We start from the raw sequence: 18525 nt of genomic DNA, 5'->3' as shown, positions 1-18525 counted from the left end.
TTAATATGTTTCCCGCTCTCGTTCAATAGCATACAAGTGCGCATATGGCTGTGCAGCCGCAACAATCGTTATAGCATATGATGGGGGCATTGTAAGAATCAAAGACAATTGATCAGCTGGAACAAAGCTAAAATTATGTAAGCCATCATGAAATTCTGCAAAAGCATCCATGTAAGGGCCTTTTGCTGCATTCTTCATAAAAGCCGATTGATCTGATGCCAAAGGAGCTTTCATTTCACCACTTTGCACTTTTCTTAGAGTCTCAGCATCTAACTGTTTGCCTACATCACTCTGTCCTTCCTGAAACATATGTGGCTCTCCCGACGGGTTGTAGCCCCTACTAATACTTGAATATAAATATCTCGCACTTGCCGATATACCGGCAAATATAAACCCATCTTTAAAATTACCACCTGCCATCTCAGCAGACAAACCACCGGCTGTAGCTGAAATCCCTACACGGCCAAGAGTCCATGTATCACCATAATATGCATTGATACTTGAAAATGCCGCATAGCTAACATAGGAGGAAATTGCTGCTCTTCCGATATCTCCCGGACTACCACCCGAAATCGCAGTTAAATGTGCACTGTACGCCGCGGAACAATAGCCTGAGCAACCATAAGCATCAGCAACAGCTGCAACAATTTGTCCTACTATCCTTAACCCTTTGTTCCTTACTAGCGCCTTATCAACAGCTCTACTGATTGGATTATACTGACGAAAATGAAGATGATTCTGAAGCGTTTTTTCTTGGAAGCTTTTTCTCCACTGGTTAACTTTACTTCCAAGTTTCTTAACTCCCTTAAATATTTTTTTGAAAAAATATCCTGAAGGATCGACTTGAGATAATGGGTTATTCCTTACATATGTGTACCTATTATAAGATTGAGTATCACTTGGAGCCTGTATAAACGGATCAGCTTGGATAAATCGTGCAACCCTCGCATCATAAATCCGCCCATTCATATGAATCAACCCTACCTCATCCAGCATTTCATGCCCGGTATAACCGCGCGTGGTACGCCCATGGTCAAAACTCGTCAAGGCGGTATTTGACAATGCATTCCAGTTTCCAGCATTCCTGCGCTGCCCCCAGGCGTCGAAGGCCATTTCCTGTTTCACTGTCCCCGACTCATCAGTAATCAGATCCATTGATCCCAGGTGATCTTTGTACAGGAACGTCTCTTCTGTGGAATGCACCACATAATCTACGTCGGTTTTAACTGTGTGTAAGACACTACCTCCCAGATAGCGCTTCCACTGAATCTCATTGGGGGCACTCGATTTTTGGATGCGCTCGACACCACCGATATACCAAGTCTCAGTCACCTCTCCGTTGCTGCTATTCGTATCTTTACGATAGTAACGGCCATGACTGGGTCCGTATAGGAACTCAGTAGTATGGTTACCTTTCTTGATCCAGGAGGCTTTGTCAAATGTGGTATAGCGGATGCTACGACCACCATCAAAACCATCAGATGTCATATTGCCATTGGCATCGTAGTTATAGCGAATGCCTCCGGCTGTAGTTACCGCATGAGCACCTGCACCATTTTGGCCATAGATATATGAACCAACTCCAGCCTTGTAAGTAATATTGCCAATGGCATTGTACTTAACATCCTGATTACCAATACTCAGAGTACTGCAGTTGTAGTTGCTACTACCGATATGATTTTTTATCAATCGATTTAGGTTGTCATAGCAGAAGCTCTCTCGCAGGTTCTTGCTACCACTTCGATTATGGCGGCTGACAAGATTGCCAAGGGTATCCCACTGATAAGTGATATTCTGAATACCAAAAGTGCCTAGCACCGTAGAAGTCTGGTTAAGCAACCGGCCTGTAGAGTCCTGATAGGTGTATACTGTAGTCGCACCATTGCCAAGAAGCTGCTCCTTTAGCTGCCCTCGAGCAGTATGTGCCTTGATTTCCTGAATCAAATTGCCAGTTGCCAAGTCAACACTCTTGTATAACAAACCATGTTTATAGTAGTTGCGGATACCGGACTGCCCAGTACTCAAGAGGCTGTCCAAGGCATCGTAACTGCGCTCTACGCGCCCATAATCATCAAAGGTCTTCGTTGTGATATAGGTAGGCTGGGGGCCAGCACCATCGAAGTCTACTGCTTGAGTGTTATTCCGACCAAGATAATCGTACTGATATACCGCCTGATAACCAGTGACGCTATCAATGGTCATCTCTATCTGACCAAGGCCATTATGAGCACTATCGTAGAACCAGCTCACATCGCTGGTAATACTTGTACCGCCCTCCTTTTCAATTCGCGTGAGCTGGCGTCCCAGCTTATCGTAAGTGAACGCTACTGTATGCCCATTGGCGTTTGTCTGCTTCTCCAGTTCACCATAGCCGGTATATTCGTATTCCCAGAAACCTTTGTCCGGATCATCCATATTCAATTTACGGCCCAAGTGGTCGTGATTGATAGTGACAACAATCGGATAGTTGATTCCGTCACCTTCATCTATATGGCTGCCGGAGGAGTTGGTTTTACCCCAGGATTTGGCTTTGTGTAAATTACCCTGGCTATCGTATTCATAGGTAAGGCGGCCACTATTAGCGTCTAGAACCTCAACCAGTTCACCAACAATGTTCTTGATTTCAGTCTTTTTCTGAACCTTATCATTGGTGGTAATGGTTTTCAGACCCGAATACACCATAGTGGAATCCGAATCATCTGGCGCTATAACACGAGTTGGACGGCCGAGTAGGTCATACTCAGCCTCTGTCCACATAGGGGTGTCGCCGGAGAAATAAGGTTCACTGATGAATTTGGCTCGGCCTAAATTATCGTATTCCTTATCCATGTAGATTTTATGATACAGGCCCTGTGTTTCCGTGCGAATCGACCGGCCTAATACATCAAAGTACTCCCTTCCCCATTTTCCAGAGCTACTACTGGTGGTAATTCTGTATTTTGCCCCGCTAGGACATCCACTCGTGCAACGCTCATACTTGGTTTCCTTATCCACTCCCGCATTGTTCCAGGAGTAACCTTCACGCCCCAAAGCATCATAGGCGAAGTAGCTCATCAGGCCATTTACACCCTCAACAATTAAAGGAGCTCCAAAATGGTTGCGGGACACCACTTTTTCAACCAAGTGATTTAATGCGTTATAAGTTTCTGTAACGTAGCGACCAGAGGGATCGTATACAGTTTTGACAGATCGACTTGCCTCTCCGGAAGCACTCAAAGTTTTTTTCGAAACATTGCCGAAACTGTCATAATCATAGGTGGTTGTCTGCTTGTATGCAGATTTGTTCGGTTCAACAACTTCTGTTCGCAAAAGCCCTTTATGTATTCCGGATGTGTAGTAGGTAAAAGATGACTCCTGTATATGGCTAGTCATTCCTGGACGAGTATTGGTAACCCTGGTATTGCTAAGGCGTCCCATCTCTTTTTCCCAGGTACTGTTACCATAAACATTTACTACCTTTTTAACGAACTGCTCACTAGTTGCTGCATCTGTCGTAGTTACATTAATTGTGAGGACATTCCCGTAATTATCGTAACTATTAGTTGTTGCTACTGTCTGTAGCAGATCTCCAACACTTTCCCCTCCGTCCTTTAGGTCGTAAGTATTCTCAACTGCACTATAAATATAAGGTTGATAAGGCGCCGATGGTGTACCACTCCCGCTCCACCCTTGAAGTCGCCAATTATTGGTGGCCTGACTTAATATTTTTCCCTGGGCAGTGCGAGTTACTGTATGCAGGGGCACTCCGATGAAGGGGAAGTCCTGTCGGTATGTAGTTTCAGTAATTACCCCAGTCTGGTTGTCTGTACTACTTACCTTCTGGAAGCCCAGTGCACCTCGGCCAGCAGCCTGTATTTTCATCTGGTGATAGTGGTAAGAAATTGAGCTTTTAGCCAGCTGTGCTACTGATCCAGAGTTAATTCCGGCTGCAGGCGCAGAACTTTCAACCTGGGACACAAGAAAGATCGGCGCCAGGATATCAAACACTGGCTTACTTTTGCCCAATGTGTGACTACCTGAAGGAAGCTCCCAGTCACCATTTAATTCGGAGTAAAGAGAAGAAGGGTTTGGAGTAGAGACAGTATAACAAATCACTTCCCCTCCGATACTTCCACCGCCGAACCCATCTTCCGAATCGAAAATCCTAACGCACCTTTCCTCATGGGTGGAAGACATGGATAAACGGGTATATACATCACCATCTACCATATTTTCATAGGTAACTTCGGTCAAATTGCCAAGACCATTATCAATTACATTGATTACCTTACTTGGCTTATTTTTATGTTCGGCATACTTTTCATTGGCAATCTGGGTTCGAACTTTACCCGAAGACTGGTCATACCTATGATAATCAACTTGACCATCACCATTGGTATCGGCAAACCAGATAAAATCTCTCTTGTCGGTTCCGATATATTTCCAGCTTCTTTCAGTACTAACAAAATTACCGGTATTTTGATCAAAATACCGGACTTTGGCATAGCCAGCATCAAAGTCCGCACGTACCAAATCCGGGAAACCATCATTATTGAGATCAGCAAAAGTTGCCTTTTCACCATCAGGGAATGAGCCCAGGCTAACAAAGCCTGATCCGGTGCTGAGCTTAATTACAAGGTTGTTAGCACTACCAGTTATATAAGCAATATCTGTTAACCCATCCCCATTGATATCTATGGCAATAGGGTCGCTTTCCGGCTCACTACTAGCAGAGAGAAGGTGTGATGAATTGAACTCTTGTTCTTCCTGATCAAATACTGCCACACGGTAACCATCAAAGTAATTACCCAAGAATGTCCATTGCTGATTAGTTCCGCAACTGTCAGGCCCTCCAACCAATTGTCGTGGCAAAAATGGTTCATGAGTAGGTGGGCCACCACCACCAGGGGGATTTACCGTTACACAGCCGAATCTACTGGTATAAGTGGCCACCAGCAGATCTATAGAACCATCACCGTTAAAATCACCCAGAGTATCTGGCACTCGTTTATCCGGTGTACCAACTGTGGCTCCAGTGACATTTAAATCGTAGGTTTTTACAATACTGCTAAACTTATAGTAGCGGTCCGAAGATTCAGACAAACCCGCAGGTACCAGAAGACGTACTTTCACGCTACCTGCCGTTGCGGTAGAAATGTAATCTGCTAACCCATCACCATTAAAGTCAGCAAATATTGCATCCTTATCATTAAGGCCGGTATAAATACCATCTGAATCCAGCCTCCAGGCGCCATTGCTATACCTGCTGAGGAATACATGCCAGTAACCACCGGAAAATTGATAAGCTTGCCTGGCATTGAAGATAGCCAAGTCCTGACGGCCGTCGCCATTATAGTCCAACACCCGGATGGCAAAGTCTTTATCAATATTAATGCCTGAGAAGTACGCCAAATCAAATGTTGAACCTGAGAAGTTTTTCTTGACGAACTTGGTACCATCTGAAATTGCGTATTTCACCCTGGTATCGGTATCATCACCATCAGCATCTCCTTCAATCCATACAAGGTCTTGCTTGCCATCGCCATTAATATCAGCATATTTATAATTTACGAGGAAACGGCTGCTGGCAGGAGAGAAATCGATAGCCTCGTGCACTGTACCATCATGAAGCAAAGGGGACTGCAGCCACTCGAAACTCATAGCAGGTAAGCAGCTAGAACCAACACACTCCTGAAAACTGGAAAGAAGAGAAGTTCTATCAGAATAATCTGTCCCAGACCCAAAAGTTCCAACGGGCTTATACCCCAAGTTATATTCGCGAATAACACTACCATTCGACCTAGAAATGATTTTTTCCAAGCGCTTTGTGGTAATAAATTCGTACCCAGAGGTATAACTTTGCATGTAATCCGGGCGAGTATTGTAACTAAACTCTACTTCTCCCCCATAGCTACCCGAGCCATACGCATAGCGAATTCTTTTGATACGTTGACCACTATCAGCATTACCCTCGTACTGGAAGTCGATATGATTTCCAACACTATCCTCAAATTGATTTTGCGCCCACACCAACACATGACTTCCGGCCAACAACTTTGAGGTACTGCTGTTACCGTAATAGCTCAATGACCCATCTTTTCGCTCAACCGTAAAATAAGCGGGCTTCCCTAGAGAACCACCAACAGATGTAACTTTTGCAAAGGAGTCCATCTCAGTTCTGTAAACGGCTCCAACTGCGCCATATGCTGAGCCGCTCACTTTAATTAGGCGCTGTCCATCAAGACAGAATCGATCAGAATCAGTCCAATTAATTGGAGCTACACGCCCATCAATTGCTAATGTTTGGCGACATCGGGAAATGCCTGACAAACCACCGATCGTCCATCCCTTGCCCAGTAATCCATTACCTCCATTACTTGAGTAAGTGAGAGATAATTGAGGAGTAACTCCACCGGTACCTGAGGCTGCCATAATGGGTATTGAGTAAGTTACAGCACCCATCTCATTTACCCGAAGCTCTCCTCCAGAGGCTCCAGCCATATTAGTGCTGTTCGTGACCAAGGGCGTACCATGACTATCAAAGGTGCCTGATATACTGGCAAGTAGAGTCGCATCGATAACACCTTGAACTAAAATATCATCTCGACCATCGCCATTGACGTCTTCGATTCTTAAACTTTCAGGGTCTGCACCTGAAAGAATCAGAGCAATTTCCTCCGTGTTATCCCCAATTGGAAACACCTGAGATAGAGTAGGAAAACCATTACCACTAGCTTGTAGTACCAGGGGGGTGGCGGCTAACACCAATAAATCGAATTCGCCGTCTCCGTTAAAGTCCCCGGAAAAAGACAGGTTGCCATCTATTTTTTCTAGAGTCGCTAGTATTGTTTCTGTGAGAGTGCCGCTTTGTGGCGCTCCGTACCCAAGACCACCATTGTCTCTCGTGCCATACAATACAAAATTAGGTAGCTCTGGCATTGCTACAGGGGTAGCTACTTCACCATGCAAAATAATAAAGGGACGATGGTACTCAAAATAAAGATCATTAAGACCATCATTATTGATATCACCACTATAAATTTCGTATCCATTCCCCCAAATACCAGACGAAGCACTAGCAAATGAGGAGAATAGCCCAGCAACAGCGAGACAGACGTAAACAACAGTGATACGCATCCGAAGAGGCCCCAAGATGAAGGATGTAATTTTATTTTTGCTTCGCTCAATATTTAACTGAGAGAAGGGTGTCAGAAATTTACACAACTTTACAGACTGTTACAAGCCAGCACTACAACTGGCACCACCGTTTAACAATCAAGCAATTGATCATCACCAGAAACTCTTAACAAGAAGTTTCCGAAAAAATAATTTACAAATTTATGCATTAGATTCCACCCTCCCCCCCATGAAATCAAAAAACACCAAACTCGGCATCCTCAATCGTTCGACATGCTTACCAAGTGCGCCCACACGCTATTTATTGACTCCTAGATTCCCACAACAACTGACGGACTTAGCAACAACAAAAGGAAGTAACTCGTTGAAGTCTTATCAGGCAGTATGTGAGATCATAATCTTCGCACTGGCGATAAACTCATGGGCCACCAGTCAATCACACAAAAAATAGACCGCAAGATTTTTTTGGTCAGGCAGTGTCACTCATCAGAATACGTATTAAACGAAAATACCAATAGGCAAATAAGACACTTCTTCGATAAAAGAGTGGAAATTGGCAAGTTATCTAAAGATTAGATTAATGATAGGGTATTTCTTATTGGTGACCAGCTACGTTGAATTCTTGGAGTACGTTGGTATTTCTGGTGTGTACGCATGTATCGCTTGTGCCCTCAACCTAGTGCATGGCTCCCAAGATCGTGTATTACTACATGTCCATCTCAACCGGCGGTTCTGCTGACACAGGCCATACCAGTCCAGCTCTTGTTACTAGGAGCAATAATACAAAAGACATCTCCAATGCGAGAAATATACCAATAGGGTGATTGGGAACCCCGCGTATCATTAGGTAGAACAAATAGCTTGTAGTAAGCAAATTTACCGCGAGAGAAACGTTGGGGGCATAGCGACGTTCTTGCCAGAGTGGCTTACAGAGCAGGAGGTTCAACACCGCCGTTCCGGCGAGCATCACTCCGGGTAACATCAACAACAAACGACGGGCTAAACCAGTCCCATCGCTGGTTACCAAAGGCCAGATGGCAACAAAGTGGCCCTGGGCTCCAAGGAAGAGAAACAGCCCCAGAACCACAGTGCCACAGGCGGCAAGGCGATAAAGTGCATTGCGTTGCAAAGCGGGCTTTGATCTAGAAGCCGACATCGCGCTCCCCCACGGTGGCCAGGCCACATTCGTAAGCGAATACGACTGCCTGCGCACGATCGCGCAGCTCTAATTTTGACAGCAAACTGGAAACGTGGGTTTTCACGGTAGCTGGGCCAATAAACAGGGTCTCGGCAATCTCTGCATTACTCTTGCCTGCGGCGATGGCTTCCAGTACTTCACGCTCCCGGGTGGTCAGGCGCTCCAGCCGCTTTGCCAGGTTGCGCCCAGTTCCCAGTTTCTGTGCGAACTGGCTGATCAAGCGTTGGGTGATGCCCGGTGCGAGCATGGCACCGCCCTCTGCTACGGTGCGCACTGCCTGTACCAGCGCCTCTGGGGGAATATCCTTGAGCACAAAGCCACTGGCGCCAGCCCGCAGCGCACGAAACACATATTCATCAGGATCGAACGTGGTCAAAATAATGACACGGCAAGTTGCATCACTAGCTTCCAGGATGCGCGCTGTGGATTCCAGCCCGTCCATCTCCGGCATACGGATATCCATTAGGATGATATCCGGCTGGTACACTCGCGCGGCTTCAATTGCCTCGACACCGGTACCGGCCTCGGCGACCACCTCGATATCGGGCTGGTTATCCAGAATCAGGGCAAAACCGCGTCGCACCAAAGCCTGGTCATCCACTACCATCACTCGCAACATTTTGTTTTCACCATTCCTGTAGGTAGTTGTGCATATACCTCAAAACCGCCACCACCGACTACCCCCGCATACAGATAGCCACCGAGCAGTTCCGCACGCTCGCGCATTCCCGCGATGCCGTGCCCACCGCCTGGCTGCCCATCAATAGCTATTTCCCTCATGGGCCGCTCGCCGTGAGTATTTCCATCATCGCGCACTCGAATTGTGAGAGTGCCGTGGTCTGCGCGCACACTCACTTGCACCCGCACTGCGGCACCGACGTGCTTGATAGCGTTTGTGAGGGATTCCTGAACAATGCGATAGGCGGCGAGCGCGACACTGGTTGGCACTTTCTCCAGTGCGCCGTTGGCCTCGTAGTCAACCTGGGTTAACACCTGTCGGACCTTTTCAATCAGATCTGGCAAATCGCCGAGTTCTGGTTGCGGAGTGAGCGCAGTGTCGTTATTAGTCGGTCGCAGTACACCGAGTAAATGACGCATTTCTGCCATGGCCTGACGGCCAGCCGCCTCTACAGAAGCCATAGCCTCATTGGCAGCTTGCGGGTTATTGCGGCTGATAGCCCTGGCGGCACCGGCCTGCACAGTCATAAGACTCACTTGGTGCGCTACCACATCATGCATTTCACGGGCGATTCGAGTGCGCTCAGCCGCGACTGCACGCTCGGATTCGGCATTGCGTTCACGCTCCAAATACTTGGCTCTCTCTTCCAACAAGCGCAGATATTCGCCGCGAAAGCGCAGCCGGCGGCCGATATACCACAGCGCCCATACCAGCATCACCGTTACTGTGCCTGCTGCAGTTGGCTGAACCGGAATACCCTGGTCAAGCGCCACAAAAACCAGCGTCGCGATAACGCCAAAAAAGCTAGCCCGGGTATTGGCCTCGTAACGACCGAGGCTATACAGCGAAATCGCCATAGCCACGATGCCATCTGCCGGCAAACCCAGCTCCAGCAATATTGTTGCGCCGAGAATAACGGCCTGTACCTGCCAAGGGTGAGTGCGACGCCACAACAGAGCGAAGGAGCCAACGAATGCACACTGGAAAGCAACAACATCCCACAGGCTCTGCATGGATAGTACTTCGGGGGAGCCGTTGCGCGACCACATCAAAAGCGTCAGCAAGAACATAAGCAACGCAATAAACAAGTCGGTCAGGTGCGGCCATCGCTCAAACGGCCCACGTAAGGGCCGCCACATAGGGAGCTTGGGCAGTTCCGTGCTGGTATTGGGCGGATTCGGCGCAGGCGTACTTAGGGACGAAGATTTCATTTCCGCATGCTAAACCAGGGGCAACCAGCTGTCATGGGACTTTCGGGGGAGATGGATACGGCAAACTCTCCACCTTTTGGAGGAGTTCGATTCCTGCCTGCGGCCGATGTGCGTAGGTCTGAAAAAGCAGAACATGTCCGGCAAGCACATTAAGACCCAATACGGACCATAATCGCCTGGAGAACCCCATGAACGACGCTGTACTCAGCCAAACACTACCGCGACCATTCGATACCCGGCGGGCAGTTAACCTGTCGGTAAAAACCTGGTTCTGCATCGCGGCTATCGGCCATGCGATCTTCTTCGCCTATATCCTGGCCGTCTTCTACCCACCCATTGCCGAATCAGGAGTGCATGGCTTGAAAGGGCTGCACCTACCGGCAGGCTTCCGCGAGGGAGATATATTAGGCAACCTGGCTTCGGTGAGCCACGTGCTATTGGCTGCGATTGTCATTGGCGGTGGTCCACTTCAGCTAATCCCTTCGGTGCGGCGCCATGCCCCTAACTTCCACCGCTGGCTGGGACGCAGCTATCTGCTGACCGCTGTCATAGCCAGTATTGCGGGGCTCTACATGACCTGGACGCGGCACACTATTGGTAATCTGGTATCGCAGATCAGTATCACCATGGACGGCATACTAATTTTGGTGTTTGCCTTTCTGGCGGTGCGTACCGCGATGGCCAGGCGCTTTGCTGAGCACCGTCGCTGGGCCCTGCGCCTATTTATGGCTGCCAGTGCGGTGTGGTTCTTCCGCGTGGCCTTGATGGGCTGGGCAATGCTCACCGGCGGCTGGGGGGTCGACTGGGAATCTTTTACCGGGCCATTCCTGTATGCACTGGGCTTCGGTCAATACCTGCTCCCGCTGGCAATGCTGGAATGGTATTTTCACTGTCAAAAGCGTGGAACCGCACAGGGTACCCAGATTGCTTTTGTCAGTGCCCTGATACCCCTGACTGTGTTTATGGCCATTGGTATTTTTGCCGCTACGATGGGAATGTGGTTGCCACGGATCTAAGGCTACTTGGGCTGGTTATCGTGAACTTCTTGTGCTGATTTGGCTTTAGAGGTTCACGACTTGGAAATTCCGCTGCTGAAGTAATTATGGCCACTCCTCAAATAAATATACAAATCACCAATACTATTGACCCCAGAAAAAAGTCAAACAAGATGCCCGGAACTGAAGGCTCAAGCAGCCTCTAACTTCCCACCATGGAATATCCACCCACAAGCCAAATATCGACAGGAAGTAAACAGGCTAACAAAAAGTACCGAACCGACAAAAACTATAAACTTGAATAAGTATCTCAATCACAATACCAGAGATGGTCGCAGTCGAGTAAAGATAGGAATCGACGCTCTAAACTGCCTCGTGCGTAGTGAAGAAATTTCTGCGAACACTGAAGAGAAGTATATAGCAGGCTATCAAAGGCGTTAAGTTTAGATCCACAGGAAAAAGAGTTGACGGCCGGTCTTCCAGACTAGCAAAGCATTTCAGTGCCAATTTTCGAGGTAAGAAAGCTTCATAATAGGCAACAAAGAAAATCACCCTACTTTTCATGTTGTGCTTCGACACAAACAACAGTCTACCACTAAATCAAAATTCAATTAGAGTCACCGTTGACAATTTATAACCTATCACACCTCAGGAATCATAAGGAATCATAAGAACCTTTAAGTTTCCTATAGCCTTACAACACCGTAAATACTAATAAAAAATTACAATAAAGAGGCGAATCTATTACTGAGAATTTCTGCTCACTAACTATTAACCCGGCATACTCATAAAAAATCTTTGTGACCTAACATCCCACTTCCTTCACATTAACTTAGCAATATTTATCCAATAATCTAATGCCCTCTAATACGATGATTCAATACTTTGCTCGATAAGTGTTTGTTCACTTTTCGGTAATTCCAGCATTGAATCACCTCATACTAAACAGTCCCATTTAGAGTTTTTACAATGACTAATCTATCACCAGATATTTCAAATTCTTCGTCACTGTCACAATATACCAAGGACAATGGAACAGTTAAAATAATTTCTCCTCCAGCACTGATCCATATCAATGGACTACAACAGAACTAAATTGATAACAGGTATCAGCCACGATAAATTCTCTTCAGTTGACGACTGCCTGTAGTTGGCCACTTCCTGCGCTCGTTCATTTATGACTCTTGCATTAAACTCAAGATCCACCGTTCCAGTCGGTTCTCCATTAATACTAATATTAGGGTTAGACCATTGCTGAATTCTCAGCCCTCCTGTATCCGAAGGACAATTATAAGCCATAACTGTATGCCATGTGTTGGACCTTGTATTACAATAGCCATGACCATATACAAAAGGAGTCGTACTTGGGTCATTGTCAATAATATGTCTAGCCCCAAATAGATGGCCTAACTCATGACCAAAACTATAATAACCTGCTGCACAACTTTCCTTAGCCAGAGCTAGAGCGGTATCTTCACTGGCACCAATTTCCCTGGCAATACCACAATAACTATAACCATCATTGCCAGTAAGAACCATCATAACATCTGCATTAAAACTATCTCTTAGGCTCAACAGTTCCTGCGTTTCTGGATTGCTTGTATTAGAAAAATATTCACGATCAGTAGAAAAACTACCGCTTTGCGAATAACTTGTTTGGTATGCATGAATAATCTTGACACGAGTATCAATACTACTATTTATATATGCGGTGTTGGTTTCTTGCTCAAGAAGATCCATATAGGCATCAACATCAACCGCCTCATTTAAAAAACCCTCTGTGTAGGCAACTATAACGGTAAATTCAGAGCTACTATCAAGGTGTACACTATCGTTACTTATACTACCATCCATGTCAGTAAAATTATAACTACTATTGGCATAATAATTTTCATCATGGTCAATAAGCGCACTTTGATCCACTTCAGATATTATGCTGTCCCCATTCTTATCTGGCCGAATCTTATATAACTTGCCAGCATAGGAGAGTGACCCAACGACACGCCCATCATTTTCAGCGACATTTAGAAAGTCACTTCTATTACCGGTAAACCCAGAAAATGACAATCTATTATCAGATTTTCTATTAACACTTTTTACATCAAAGAGAAGCGTTTTATCATCAATATTTAATTTAATTTTTGAACCGGCATTTACCTTCCTTACAAGTGGATTATATTTTGTTCGCTTTACGGTTTTGTTGTCAGCACGAGAGGCTGCCCTAGAGGTAATTTGACTATCATCTCCACGCTCAATAAACAATTCGTAAACATCCTGCTCCGAAAAAGCCTGGGCACCTAGCATTAAAAACACCCAAAAAATCCATTTTATATTTTTCATCATACATTCTCATTTCAAGATTAATTATTACCTTAGAACACTTAAAAGCGCACACAAAAATCGAATAAAGGATTAGGCCTTAACACCTAGCACCTTCCCTTGCTGCGAAACTATCCTCCTAGAAGAACGCCCTTAAAAGATGTATTTTCACCATAGCAGCGAAAATTATATCGACCTTGATCGAACATTATTCAGGTTTATCGACCTCATAAAACTTATGACATAAACTAACCCGCAATAAAGAAACGTTGTTAACTGAACTTGTACCTGGGTTCAGATATTGAATCATTACACATTATTCGATTTTCTTTCTTTGTTAAAGATTTCACTCTCTTTGTAGCACATACATTCCCTGTTCTTGTATCAATAGATATTATTTGACGCTTCAAATATACATCTCTAATCTCTTTAGTCAAACCTATTAATGAAGTATTAATATTAGGTTTAGTATCTATCTTCATCTTCCGATAAATCCTGCCCTGACTTATAGACGGCGCTCTAAGTAGAGTTACCCCACTTCGATAAGGCATAAAGCAGTTGCTATTCATGCAAGAGCTTAAAGCGGAACCATTCTACATCCTTCACCAAACTGCACTAAAGTACTATCAAGCCAAGTGGTTAGTTCAACTTCATTTTGGCAAGAGGTGTCTGCACAGGCTTCACTCATAGCTTTGGCTACGCATCCCTCTTAGTAAGCATAAATATTATCCTTCTAGCTATAGTGCGGGCAAAAGCGAAATAAAATAACTTGTATAACATAATATAAATGAATATCCCCGTATTTAAACTGAATGCACAGCTCAGTCAGTCAATAACGACTTATCTACGTAACAAAATATTCCTATAAATCACTCAACATATCCGGCAAACAGCAAGAAAAACAATTTCATGCCTCTTCAGAAGGGACTTCACTTCAGTGGCGTCAGGCTACCCAGAGTTCTAGCCAATATTTCAATACACCAACCACAAAAATAACACTCTCGCAATGAAGTGTTCTACGAATGAAAGACTTTCCTGAAGAAACTCAAAAGTGTCTGAACATAAAATGCGCCAACCTAAAACATTCTTGAATGAAGGATATGTCCGGATGCCTCTCCAAAGCCTCCAAGTTAATAGTCCCTATATCCACTCTTAGGCAAGCTATAGATATTTTTTTGGTAAAGATTTACCCCTGAATTCAGGAAAAATCACTCAACGGGTGAACTATACATAATATCTATCATCGAAATTACTAGACAAAACAAGTGTGACGCAACCTTTCCACTTCGAACACCTAAAGCTTGAAACTGTACTACTGAAGCAATCAGCCTTGATGATTGCCTTATTCAACTTCTGGCTGCTATAGATAATTTGATTGAGATGGCGAAATTTTTTCGGTTATTGTACTACGACAATCCAGTACCCAAGTAAATAATACCCAGCATCCACGTGTCTAGTACATCCTTTCCTTATGCTGCTGCATTCAGGTTTCACCAAGCCTCTCACCTACCTCCAACTTTACAGTCAAGAACGAAAATTCTTCATCGCTCAACTAAACAGAGCGAGCCCCAGTATCTGTGTGACCACCTCAATCTCAGTAATAAAATTTAATTAGACATGCGCGCCCACAAGTCAATCATCCACTGTAGTACGTAGAGCAAAGTACGTATTGATTGGGACAAAAAGTAGATAATGGAAGGACTGTAGGCGGCCTGATGCCCTTAGGAATCAAAGTTTTCACTGCCTTTGAGTCAGTGGCACTGATGTACATTTCAGCTATATGTTTCTAAACTTGAAAATGTCAGCTCTTGCACCTCCCCCTATATATCATCTTAATTCTTGGTGCGAAAACTCTTTTGTAAAATCCACAAGTAAAGTCCCATATCGCCAATCCTGAGAAGCTAATTGATCATCATATTATTTCCTGCTTATTTCGATTAGCCCCATGAAATGCATAAGCACAACTCTACGCCCCGTCAGTCAATCTTAGTTTTTAATGATTGTAAGATAGGTTTTTACAGCATCATGAATCGAAAACCTAATAAATCAAACAAACAGAAAGCTCTTTCTACCTAAACCACTAGAATAATTCCGCAGTGCAAAAGAAAAAACATCTGATAAGCTTTTATAGGTAGAACTTTTAATGATATCGACTTCACTTTTATCATAAGGTGTCCAGAGAGAAACATAAAATTATATGATAGTGGCTAGCACATCATAAAGCCCCCTCTCTTCATGACATAGAAAGCTCAGCATTTAACATGTAAATCAACTAATTATAATAAACTTAGCTTAATCAGAAGACTTCAAGCTCACTTCTACAATACTTAAGTATTATTTTAGAGTCTTGCGCGCTGTATTTACCGTTACCATACAGCGGATACGGTTCAGGTATATAAAGTCGCCTCACCATTTCTATTAAGCATGGATGGGGAGTCAGCCAAATTGTCGCGAAATAGCAATATGTATAATTGCTACAATCAAATGTGGATTCACCTACGATGGTGTATAAGTAAGCTATGATGTTTTAGTTATTATGGTATCAAATTTTTTTTGTTTAAATATTTTGCTCGCCCTTATGCACCAATATGAGCATAAATTCAAATGGTTTATCTGGAGAGAGGAATGCATAAGTTATACTCAAGCAAAGTGTCACCTCCAGCATTTTTTCTACTTAATGAAGAAACGTCGATTATAACCACTACTATCGATAATGCGTACCGTAATAATAATTGATTTAGATGTTCACTTACACTCTGCTTATATGCAATATAGAAATATATACAACCTAATATCGGGAGCAACACACAGATCATGGGTATAATCTATTCGAAATAGATATTGGCAAAAACACCCTACTGGAGCGTAAAGATGCTTACAAAATCCTCTCCTCTAATTAAAAAAATACTTGTCGGCAATCCCGGATGGGAGTGGTTACCTATTTTAATTACGCGAGTATCACTGGGATTATTTTTTTCAGTATCAGGATACAACAAGCTATTTATCCCTGAGAGGCATGCAGACCTTATAAACTTAATGAATGAAATAGGAGTTCCCTTTCATGAATTTATGGCATTTTTTTTAGCTTCTGTGGAGTTCTTCGGAGGGTTACTTTTAATGGTAGGCCTACTGTCAACACCTGTCATCGTCGTCCTGTCTATTGTAATGATTGTTGCCATTACTACCGTTGAAATAGAAAGTGTCATCCCTAAAGATATTGGACCATTAGATTGGATGAGCTGGTTTCTTTATTTACCTCAAGTTTTATATATTATTTTATTCATATGGCTAATAATTACAGGCCCTGGAAAATTCAGTTTAGACAATTTAATCGCAAGTAAATTAGGCATTAACAGGATCAAGTAAAAATGGAATGACAGCCTAAGAAAAGATTCATTGCGTTGAGGTATTATCACTATATTTATACCTAATAGTAACATGCCAATAGAGCAGTAAATGCGCAATCTAATTCACCATACGGTAAACTTATAGAACTTCAATGTTAGTAAAGTAGGTAAAGATCTTACTTCCATATACTCAGGATGAATTGCATAGACACACTCTATCCAGTAAGTTGCTAAAACAAAGATAATACCTACCAACGTCTGCATTCTAGATAAAAAACTCCAATATCGTTATATACAATAAAATTCTCTTTTCCCGACAACTATTGGATTTGGTCTAAACTAACCCAGATCAGAGTTAGCTCCCCTTAACAACCAGATAGTAAAGGCGCAATTTGCTTTGGGTGAGGTAAACTCATTAAGGCTTACCATAGCGCTCAAGGGATATGAGATGGAAAATCAGCCCTCCGTAAAAAGTACTCGATTTTGGTTATGGATTTCGATTCTTATTTTTGCTGCCTCCAACGCGGTCGTTGCGAAAATTGGGGAGTTAGGTGCCAGCCACCCCATTAATGGAAACAACCCTATCTCTTTTTGCAACCTCTTGTTCGCTGGAAATCTCTTGGCGGGTATCACCCTTTTAATTATCTATAGAAAAGATTGGCGCCTCAGCATCTTAAAGCAGTATCCTTTCAAAGACTGGTTTTACATGTTCGTGCTTATTTTGATGTCTGGAGTTCTTGCCCCCGCCTTCTTCTTTATTGCTCTGATGCTCACAGAAGTGACCAATGTCGTTTTAATTGCAACTCTAGATGCTCCCTTGGGGCTTTTGTTCGCTTATCTGATGTTCCGGGAGAGGCCTACCGTGTTCTCAATAGTGGGCGCCCTTGTGGTAACGGTTGGTGTTATTGCAATTTTTGCCCTACACCAACCCCCGATGGACGATCCAATGAGTATGAAAATGCTTAATCTTGGAAATCCAGCCATGAACCAATTTCTTCAAGACCTCCCCAAAGCTGGAGAAATTTTAACCGCTTTAGCCACACTCTTAGGGGTCATTGCGGTTCAGGCAAGCCGGAAACTGCTGGATCGCGTCCCTATTGGCGTGTTCTCAGTTTTTCGTATGCTTGCAGGGGTGATACTGTTTTCGATTATTGTCCTCTCTGTATTTGGCCCCCACCACTTTGACGACCTTTTCTCTCCTTTCCTCTGGGTATGGATGCTTGTATACGGAGCAATCATTATTGTCTTTGGGCAGATCACCTGGTTTAAAGGACTCCAAGGAGGGGCGAGCTCTGCTGATATCTCTATCGCGACAGCCATTACCCCCGTAGCCGGTACTTTCTTCGCATTTCTTATCCTGCAAGAGGTTCCCAACTTCGCTCAAATCATTGGGGGTATCATTATTATGTCCGGAATAGGTATCTCATTACTCGGCCAATATCGCGAGCAAAAAGCCATCGAAATGAAGTATGAAAAACCATGCTCTTTTAAAGGGGTATAGAGCTTAGTAGATGAAACAGATACTAAAGTGGAGACATAGGTGACGATTTAGGCTTTGCATGGCTAGGTAGTGGACTTTGCGAAAGCTCAAAGCTATCGCCTATATTGAGAGAAATCTCTGTTCGCATGGAGCTATAGCTAATAAATATTGGTGAATAAT

8 protein-coding genes are annotated in these 18525 nt (G+C 44.2%); 3 read left to right on the top strand and 5 right to left on the bottom strand.

Going from position 1 to position 18525, the window contains the following annotated elements; all coding sequences use genetic code 11:
* The 4 genes from ACJJI8_RS16310 to ACJJI8_RS16295 form a co-directional block, all read right to left on the bottom strand.
* Positions 1 to 7116, bottom strand: a complete 7116-nt coding sequence (locus tag ACJJI8_RS16310) for an FG-GAP-like repeat-containing protein (RefSeq protein WP_444933022.1) — start codon at positions 7114 to 7116, stop codon at positions 1 to 3.
* A 706-nt stretch (positions 7117 to 7822) separates the two neighbouring features.
* On the bottom strand, positions 7823 to 8272 hold the full coding sequence (locus ACJJI8_RS16305; protein ID WP_444933021.1) for a hypothetical protein: 450 nt from the start codon (positions 8270 to 8272) through the stop codon (positions 7823 to 7825).
* Positions 8259 to 8933: a response regulator gene (locus ACJJI8_RS16300; protein ID WP_444933020.1), complete on the bottom strand. Its 675-nt coding sequence runs from the start codon at positions 8931 to 8933 to the stop codon at positions 8259 to 8261. The genes ACJJI8_RS16305 and ACJJI8_RS16300 overlap by 14 nt, the downstream gene beginning before the upstream one ends.
* The gene (locus tag ACJJI8_RS16295) at positions 8921 to 10204 is read right to left on the bottom strand and encodes a sensor histidine kinase (RefSeq protein WP_444933019.1); all 1284 of its coding nucleotides are present in this window, start codon (positions 10202 to 10204) and stop codon (positions 8921 to 8923) included. Before ACJJI8_RS16295 ends, ACJJI8_RS16300 begins: the two co-directional genes overlap by 13 nt.
* A 188-nt stretch (positions 10205 to 10392) precedes the next feature.
* Here ACJJI8_RS16295 and ACJJI8_RS16290 point away from each other — a divergent pair, with 188 nt between their 5' ends.
* Complete coding sequence (locus ACJJI8_RS16290) at positions 10393 to 11220, top strand: DUF2306 domain-containing protein (protein ID WP_444933018.1); 828 nt, start codon at positions 10393 to 10395, stop codon at positions 11218 to 11220.
* Positions 11221 to 12279: 1059 nt separating this feature from the next.
* Here the strand turns inward: ACJJI8_RS16290 and ACJJI8_RS16285 are convergent.
* Entirely contained in the window at positions 12280 to 13542 is a 1263-nt protein-coding gene (locus tag ACJJI8_RS16285; RefSeq protein ID WP_444933017.1) for a M12 family metallo-peptidase, read from the bottom strand.
* A 2847-nt stretch (positions 13543 to 16389) separates the two neighbouring features.
* On the opposite strand from ACJJI8_RS16285, the gene ACJJI8_RS16280 reads away from it, so the two are divergent.
* Together ACJJI8_RS16280 and ACJJI8_RS16275 are read left to right on the top strand one after the other, a co-directional pair.
* The gene (locus ACJJI8_RS16280; protein WP_444933016.1) at positions 16390 to 16884 is read left to right on the top strand and encodes a DoxX family protein; all 495 of its coding nucleotides are present in this window, start codon (positions 16390 to 16392) and stop codon (positions 16882 to 16884) included.
* 429 nt (positions 16885 to 17313) lie between these two features.
* Complete coding sequence (locus ACJJI8_RS16275; RefSeq protein ID WP_413665550.1) at positions 17314 to 18366, top strand: DMT family transporter; 1053 nt, start codon at positions 17314 to 17316, stop codon at positions 18364 to 18366.
* Positions 18367 to 18525: the final 159 nt, after the last annotated feature.

It is taken from the genome of Microbulbifer maximicatervae (SeqCode) (assembly GCF_052467695.1).
Note: the sequence above shows the minus strand (reverse complement) of the source record. Positions and strands in the feature narration are given on the sequence as shown.